This window comes from Micromonospora sp. NPDC047753, assembly GCF_040642735.1.
Classification (GTDB): Bacteria; Actinomycetota; Actinomycetes; order Mycobacteriales; family Micromonosporaceae; genus Micromonospora.
Genome location: NZ_JBEYSL010000362.1, coordinates 1 through 7,200, shown reverse-complemented (window position 1 = coordinate 7,200; position 7,200 = coordinate 1). Strand labels below are relative to the sequence as shown.

The following is a 7,200-nucleotide window of genomic DNA, read 5'->3' as shown; positions in this document are numbered from 1 at the left end:
GTCCAGCTCCACCACGTCCTCGAAGGCGCAGTTGGCGCCCTGGCCGTAGAACGGCACGTTCGACCTGAACGCCGCCTGCGCCGGCTTCGCCTACGCCGGCGGCGACGAACGCCAACACAAAGACGGTGTCCACGATCCAGACCGACCGGCCGGTGAGCGCCTGCACCTGAGGCAGCACGGTGACCTTCGGGGTGGTGAGCAGAATGCCGGTGATGAGGTCGAAGATCGCGTTGAGGCAGGCCAGGATCGCCGTGGTGAGCCAATCAAGAACATGGTCGAGGACCCATCCCACGACGATCAGCCCCCCACGATGCCCCGGACGACCTGCAGCAAGATCGGTGCCAGAACGGCCAGGCCGTAGCCGACCAGCGCGTTGCGCAGGGCGAGCTTGGCTTTCTCGACCTGCGACGGGTCACCACCGGCGGTGGCCCAGTACACGCCGGCCAGGACGAGGAAGAGGGTGGCGATGGCTGCCAGGATGCCCATGACCCAGGCCTGCAGGTTGGCGATCACCACCGGCAGGGAATTCGCCGCCAGGTAGACGGCGGCGCTCGGATCGGCATACGCGGCGGCAGGGGCGGCGAGTGACAGGCCGACGCCGACCAGCGGGACGGCCGCACGGAGGGCGAGACGAACGACTCGCGGGATTCCGAGAGTGTGCTGTGGAGTGCGGGACATGGCGGTTTCTCCTCCCGCCGCCGCCGATCACGAAGACGCGTGACCGGGGCGGCGATTGCTCGAAGCGGTCAGGTGGGACCGCCGCCGGGCGCACGAGAGCAATGCGCGAACCGCGTGAGCCCCGGGAGGAGCTCGTCCTCCCTCATGGGTGGGTGCGGTCATCAATGTGGTGTCAGCGCATCAACTGGCGCGGCACCCGAGGCGCGCGGATCGCGGCTACTCGTGTCGCCCGGCGGCGAGCGGGACCGGCGAGCGGTACGGCTCGCTGATAGTCCCGCACCCCCAAACCGGGATTTGTGAGCCCGGGCGAACACTTGCCGCGCTCACCCCGGCCCGGGCACGGCCCACAGCGCAGGTCAGGACCTTTTGACCGCCGACAGCGCGGCCCGCGGGCGAAGACTCACAGCCGGACCAAGACGGGATTTCTGTCGGCGCCGCGAGTGCCGCTGGCGCTCACAGCTCTTGACTCGGCAGCGTCGGTTCGCCCGTTCCGGTGCTCCAGGCGCTGGCGGACAGGTTGTGATCGTCGGAGCGGAGGACACGGCCGAGCGGCGCGACGTGACGGCGGGGCAGGTCGGACTGGCAGTCCCGCACCGGTTCTCTCGTCACTCTGCTGCCGGCGCAGCGCGGTGCCTCCGGAGCAAGCTCTCTACTGGATACGGGTGCTCGGCACGCGGGAACGGCTGTGGCCCGACGGTGCGCGTCGGGCCACAGCCGTGCAGGGGCGGCTGTCAGGCGGCCACCGCAGCGTGCTGCCGGGTGGCTTCGCGATGGGCGCCCGCGGCACGTCCTGCGCGGCGACGGCCGCGCTGCTCGGCCTGCTGCCGCAGTCGCGCCGTGGTCTCCGGCGACGCGACCCCGGTCAGCAGTCCGTCCGCGAGAGCCTCGGCGACGCGGCTGTCGATGCGGGACAGCCGCATGCGCAAGGCGTCGACGCTGACACCATTCCTCGCGGCTATGGGCTCGATCGCCCGGCGACCGAGCCGCACGTCAATGTAGGGCTGCTCGTCCTCGGGGTCGAGGATCCCGAGGGTCACCGCGCGGCGGACCAAGAGGTCCGGATGCCCGTACGGCACCGGCGGGGTGCGGGAACCGAGGGCGAGGTGCTCGATGTCCTGCACCGGCAGGTACTCACGCTGCTGCAGGCGCAGGTCCCGCCCGGCTCGCCACGCCGCCTTGCACAGGCTCGCGTACGGCGCGGGTTTGGTCAGGTCGGCCCGGTCGCGGAGCGCGGTCAGGAAGCCGGTCAGGATTTCGGCGTCGATATCGGCTGGGTCGCCGGTGTAGCCCTCGCCCAGGTGGGCCGCGTACTGCTGCAGCGCCGGCATCGCCATGCCGACCGCGGCGACGACCCAGTGCGGCCCGTCGAGGCGGGCGCGTCGGATCAGCTCCCGCCACACCTCGTCACGCGCGGTGTAGGCGCTGGGGTGTCGCAACAGCCAGTCCCGCAGCGCGGGCAGCGGCATCACCGGCTGCGGCAGACGCGCGTCGGAGAAGAACGCCGTGCAGTCGAGGGTCAGCGGCGCGGGCTCGCAGGTCAGCGCGGCGTAGGCGGTCGCCGCCGCGTCGAGGGCGGACGTCGGCCAGTTCGTAGCGTCGGACGCGCTCATGTCAACACTCCTGTGACACCGAAGGGATGCGAATGCCGTCGCCGGCGTTGTCACGGCGATCGGTGGCATCCAGTGCGCCACAGAGGGCTCACAAGGTACTGACACAGCTGCTCCGGGTGCTGTTCGTCGCCCTCGACCCGGGCCTCTGTCAGTGGCCCCGTCCGCACGGCGCCATCGTCGCTGATCGTTGGCCAGAGTCTGACAAGGGCCGGTTGACCTGCCCTGTGACACTCTGACAGAGCCTGCGGCCGCGCGATTCGGAGGCGATGGCACACTCTTCACGTCGTGACCCGCGAGACGGCGCGCGCGACCTCACAGCGGACTCGCCCGTCCCGCTGTGACAACCGGGTCGGCTCACAGCACCGCTGTCACCGCTCGCCGGGGACGGCCCGCGCGGACTACCGACGCACCCATGACAGTCGCGGGCAGGCTGTCACCGCTGGACATCCCGCACCCTGTGACAGGTGGCGCCGCGCCGATGACAACGGGCCCGCACACGACGCTCGGCAACCTCTCACAGTGCCGGTCGACGCTCATGTCCACATCGACGCTCGAGGCGTTCTTCTTGACCGACGTCGGCACCGTCAGCGCCTCCTGTCAGTGACCCAACGCCACCGACAGAAGTGAGTAGGGACGAAGCCGGTCCCGTCGCGGTAGGCCACCTGCCGATGGCTGCCGGCCCCGCGAACCAGGCAGGACAACGGAAACCGAGACAAGCCGCTGCGGGTCGAGCGTTGTGAGCGGTTGTGGGTTCGGCAAGTGTTCGCCGAGGCTCACAAATCCCGGTTTGGGGATGTCAGCGCTTCACGGCGCGGCGCGGAGCCGACAGCACATGAGCGCGCACACGCCGCACCCACACCCGCAGGCCGACCACACCGAGCCGGCCGACCCCACTCTCATCGACCTGATCGCCGGCGACCCGCCGGTACCGATCACGGTCTGGCGCACGGCCCGTACCGACGCCGACCCGCACACCATCCTGCCCACCCGTCTGGCCTACCGCCTCGTCGCCGCCTACAGCCGGCCCGGGGAGGCGGTGGCCGACCTCACCACCGAACATGTCCTCGCACCCATCTGCGCCCAGGGCGGTCGCCAGCACCACCGCGCCTGGTTCACCGACAGCTCCAGCCTGATCATCGGACCCGCCACCGCCGGCCCGCCGGCGCCCACGACCGAGACCAACCCGCTCACCGCGCCTGGTGAGGCGGAGGCCGGCGACGCGCAGGACCCGCCCGAGCTGGTCGACTGGTTCGGCGACGACCTCACCGACCCTGACCTGCCCGGCGCCGACGCCGCGGTCGTCCGGCCGCCCGACGACGGCCCGCTGGACGCGGCTATCAGCCTGGTGGTCGCCTGCTGGCCGCTGCACGAGGCGGGCACGCCGGCACGGGTCCGGCTTGCCTGGCTCCTGACCGCCTGCGCGCGGCTGCTGCGCCCCGGCGGCTGCCTCGTCCTCGTCGTCGGCGTCCCCGCCGGTACGCAGCCCACGCCGGAGGACTTCGGACCGCTTGTGGCCGCCGCCTCCGCAGCGGGGCTGGGCTACCTGCAGCACATCGTCGCCGTCGAGGCCGATACCGACGGCGACCAGTTCATCTACTACCACGGCACGGACGAGGAACTGCTCACCCTGGCCCACGCCAACCCCGAGCAGTGGTCGGTCGCCCACTTGCGGGTGCACGCCGACCTGATGGTTTTCACCCCACTCTCGACTTCAGCGGCTGGGGTGGGACGGCGCCGTGGCCGCGACGGCGGTGAGCGCCGTGGCTGAGCACACCACTGCGGGATCCTCAGGCGCGAGCGAGCCGGACACCAACAGCTCCACCGTGGGCGAGGACTACCCGGGCCGGCACCGCGAGTACGAAGGCCGCCACCGCGCCGATCCTGGGGGTCTGTCCGTCTGGGCCACCGCCCAGTCGACTGGCCCCGTCCAGCGACGCGGCCGGTACGTGCCGGAATCGGTCAAGCATCCCGCCCGGATGCTGCCCGCGATCGCCGCCCACGCGATCGGCGCCTACACCCAGCCCGGCGATCTGGTCCTGGACCCGATGTGCGGCATCGGCACCACCCTGGTCGAGGCCGTCCACGCCGGCCGCGACGCCTTCGGCGTCGAGTACGAGCCGCGATGGTCGAACATTGCCGACGCCAACATCCGTCATGCCCACGACCAGGGCGCCAGCGGACGCGCGTCGGTCATCCGCGGCGACGCGACCCGGCTGATGTCGCTGGTGCCGAAGGCCCTCACCGGGCAGGTGGCGCTCGTGGTCACCTCACCGCCGTACGGGCCGACCGTCCACGGCCTCGTCCGCCCCGGCGCGCAGGGCGTCGTCAAGTACGACGACCGGTACAACGACGGCGAGGACAAGGGCAACCTCGCCTACCGCGACCTGAGCGGCCTCGCCGACGGCTTCGCCCAGATCCTGGCCGGCTGCGCCACCCTGCTGCGCCCCGGCGGGATCGTCGTGGTCACCGCCAGGCCGTGGCGCAAGCGCGGCGAGCTGGTCGACCTGCCCAGCGCCGTCATCGCCGCCGGCCTGCGCGCCGGGCTCGTGCCGACCGAGCGGTGCGTCGCCCTCCTCGCCGCCGTCCGCGACGGGCAGCTCGTCGCCCGCCCGTCGTTCTTCCAGCTCCAGCAGGTCCGTAAGGCCCGCTCGTCCGGGCTGCCGATGCACCTCATCGCCCACGAGGACGTTTTGATCTTCGTCAAGACGCGGAATGACTCGGGTTCAGCAATCCCGAGGGACACCCTCTGGGGCGGGGTGGTCAAGTGAGTGCACCTGCCCACCGCTACCTGAGTCTCGGGGCTGGCGTACAGAGCTCCTGCCTTCTGCTGTTGGCCGTGCGCGGGGAGATCCCGACGTTCGACGCCGCGGTCTTCGCCGATACCGGCTGGGAGCCCACCGCCGTCTACGCCCACCTGCGCCGCCTCGAGCGGCTCGCCGCCATGGCGGGGATCCCGGTCGTGCGGGTGTCGGCGGGCAACATCCGCGCCGACGCGCTGGATCCCGCCCACCGGTTCGCGTCCATGCCCCTGTTCACCCTCGGACCGGGCGGCGAGCGGGGGATGGCGCGTCGGCAATGCACCTCCGAGTACAAGATCAGGCCGATCAAGGTGGAGGTGCGGCGCCGGCTCGGCTACCCCCATCCGACCCGGGTACCCGCCGGGGTAGTCGCGGAGATGGCGATCGGCATCTCCGTCGACGAGATCGGCAGGGCACGCGACGCCGACGTGGCGTACATGCGCAACGTTTTCCCGCTGCTGGACCTCGGCTGGCGGCGCGGTGACTGCCTCGCCTACCTGACCGAGCACTCACTATCCGACACCCCACGCAGCGCCTGCGTCGGTTGCCCCTACCGCACCGACACCGAGTGGGCGCGGCTGCGGCAGGACGACCCTGCCGGATGGGACGACGCGGTGGCGTTCGACGCGGCGATCCGCCACGGCTCGGCGCGCGCCAACGCCGCGGGACATCCGCTGCGCGGGCAGTTCTTCCTGCACCGCCAACGGATCCCCCTCGATGAGGTCACCCTCCGCCCTCGCCAGCAGGAGCAGCCAGATGCACCGGGATGCGGGCCATGGACCTGCCCCCACCCCGAGTCGCCCCCCGAGACCGCGCACGGCGCGGCGGGCGCAGCACAGTCGGAGGTGCGTGATTGACCACCTACCCGCACCACGCATCGGATCGCTGTGCACCGGCTACGGCGGCCTCGCCCTGGCCGTCGAGCTGGTGCTCGGCGGCCACCTCACCTGGTACGCCGAAATCGACCGACACGCCCGCACCGTCTGCGAGCACCAGTGGCCCACTGTGCACAACCTCGGCGACATCCGCACCGTCGACTGGACGCGCGTCGAGCCCGTCGACGTCCTCACCGCAGGCTTCCCCTGCCAAGACATCTCCAACGCCGGCAAACGCGCTGGCATCAGCGGCGAGCACTCCAGCCTCTGGACCAGCGTCGCTGACGCCATTCGCGTCCTTCGACCACCGCTCGTCTTCGTGGAGAACGTCGCCGCCCTGCTCCGGCGGGGCCTCGACGTCGTCCACGCCGACCTGGCCGCGCTCGGGTATGACACGAGCTGGCTATGCCTACGCGCAGCCGACATCGGCGCCGCCCACCGGCGCGACCGCCTGTTCCTGCTCGCCACCCCCGCCGCAAGCGGGGGAGACGCTGCGGACACTGCCCACCCCCTGCGCCCGTGACGGCAAAGGTCCAGGCCACCAACACGGGCTCCCCGACGTCATCGAACCCGGCGGCACCCAACACCGCCTCCTGCTGCCCACACCCCGCGCCAGCGACACCGGCACCGCAGGCCGCCGCGCCGGGCAGGGATTCAGGCCGCCATTGTCACAAGTGTTGCTCCCCACCCCCCGCGCCACGGACGGACACAAAGGCTGCCCCGCGCAGCGCGGTTCCCGCGGTGACCTCACTCTGCCGTCGGCGACGGTGCGCCTGCCCACCCCCACCGCATCCGACTCCCGGGGCCCGGGCCGTCACGGCGACGGCGGCGCCGACCTGCGCACCACCGTCAACTACCTGGGCGACGCGCCCCTCGGATCACCCGACGACACCCAGTGGGGCGTCTACGCCGACGCCATTGCCCGCTGGGAACTCCTGATCGGCCGGCCCGCTCCCGCGCCCACCCAACCCGGTCAGCACGGAAAACCCGTCCTCGCCCCACCGTTCGTCGAGTGGCTCATGGGCCTGCCCGCGCAATGGGTCACCCAACCGGACCTGGGTCTGCCCCGTACCGGCGCGCTGCGCGTCTTGGGTAACGGCGTCGTCCCCGCCCAAGCAGCGATCGCCCTACGGCTTCTGCTCTGCCGACACCACTGCCGACCGGTACGCCCACCCGTACGCCGTCGGTGCCCTGATCCTTTTGATGATCGCCTGGACGGGCGCGACAGCGGACGGGTAC

Annotated in this window: 6 protein-coding genes and 2 pseudogenes; 5 read left to right on the top strand and 3 right to left on the bottom strand. The window is 71.6% G+C overall.

The features are described from left to right. The 3 genes and pseudogenes from ABZ749_RS25425 to ABZ749_RS25415 form a co-directional block, all read right to left on the bottom strand. A pseudogene (locus ABZ749_RS25425) lies at positions 1 to 292 on the bottom strand (hypothetical protein); the annotation flags it as partial. A gap of 5 nt (positions 293 to 297) precedes the next feature. Next, on the bottom strand, positions 298 to 678 hold the full coding sequence (locus tag ABZ749_RS25420; protein ID WP_357232034.1) for a pilin: 381 nt from the start codon (positions 676 to 678) through the stop codon (positions 298 to 300). 731 nt (positions 679 to 1,409) lie between these two features. Further along, positions 1,410 to 2,288 (bottom strand): hypothetical protein, encoded by an 879-nt coding sequence (locus ABZ749_RS25415; RefSeq protein ID WP_357232031.1) that lies wholly within the window; start codon positions 2,286 to 2,288, stop codon positions 1,410 to 1,412. Between the two features lie 832 nt (positions 2,289 to 3,120). On the opposite strand from ABZ749_RS25415, the gene ABZ749_RS25410 reads away from it, so the two are divergent. The 5 genes and pseudogenes from ABZ749_RS25410 to ABZ749_RS25390 form a co-directional block, all read left to right on the top strand. Beyond that, positions 3,121 to 4,056 (top strand): hypothetical protein, encoded by a 936-nt coding sequence (locus ABZ749_RS25410; RefSeq protein ID WP_357232028.1) that lies wholly within the window; start codon positions 3,121 to 3,123, stop codon positions 4,054 to 4,056. After that, on the top strand, positions 4,040 to 5,056 hold the full coding sequence (locus ABZ749_RS25405; RefSeq protein ID WP_357232037.1) for a DNA methyltransferase: 1,017 nt from the start codon (positions 4,040 to 4,042) through the stop codon (positions 5,054 to 5,056). Before ABZ749_RS25410 ends, ABZ749_RS25405 begins: the two co-directional genes overlap by 17 nt. After that, a complete protein-coding gene (locus tag ABZ749_RS25400) occupies positions 5,053 to 5,943 on the top strand; it encodes a hypothetical protein (RefSeq protein ID WP_357232025.1) in 891 nt (296 codons plus the stop codon). Before ABZ749_RS25405 ends, ABZ749_RS25400 begins: the two co-directional genes overlap by 4 nt. After that, a complete protein-coding gene (dcm, locus tag ABZ749_RS25395; RefSeq protein ID WP_357232022.1) occupies positions 5,936 to 6,484 on the top strand; it encodes a DNA (cytosine-5-)-methyltransferase in 549 nt (182 codons plus the stop codon). Before ABZ749_RS25400 ends, dcm begins: the two co-directional genes overlap by 8 nt. Positions 6,485 to 6,728: 244 nt before the next feature. Next, positions 6,729 to 7,200 (top strand): annotated as a pseudogene (locus tag ABZ749_RS25390) (hypothetical protein); the annotation flags it as partial.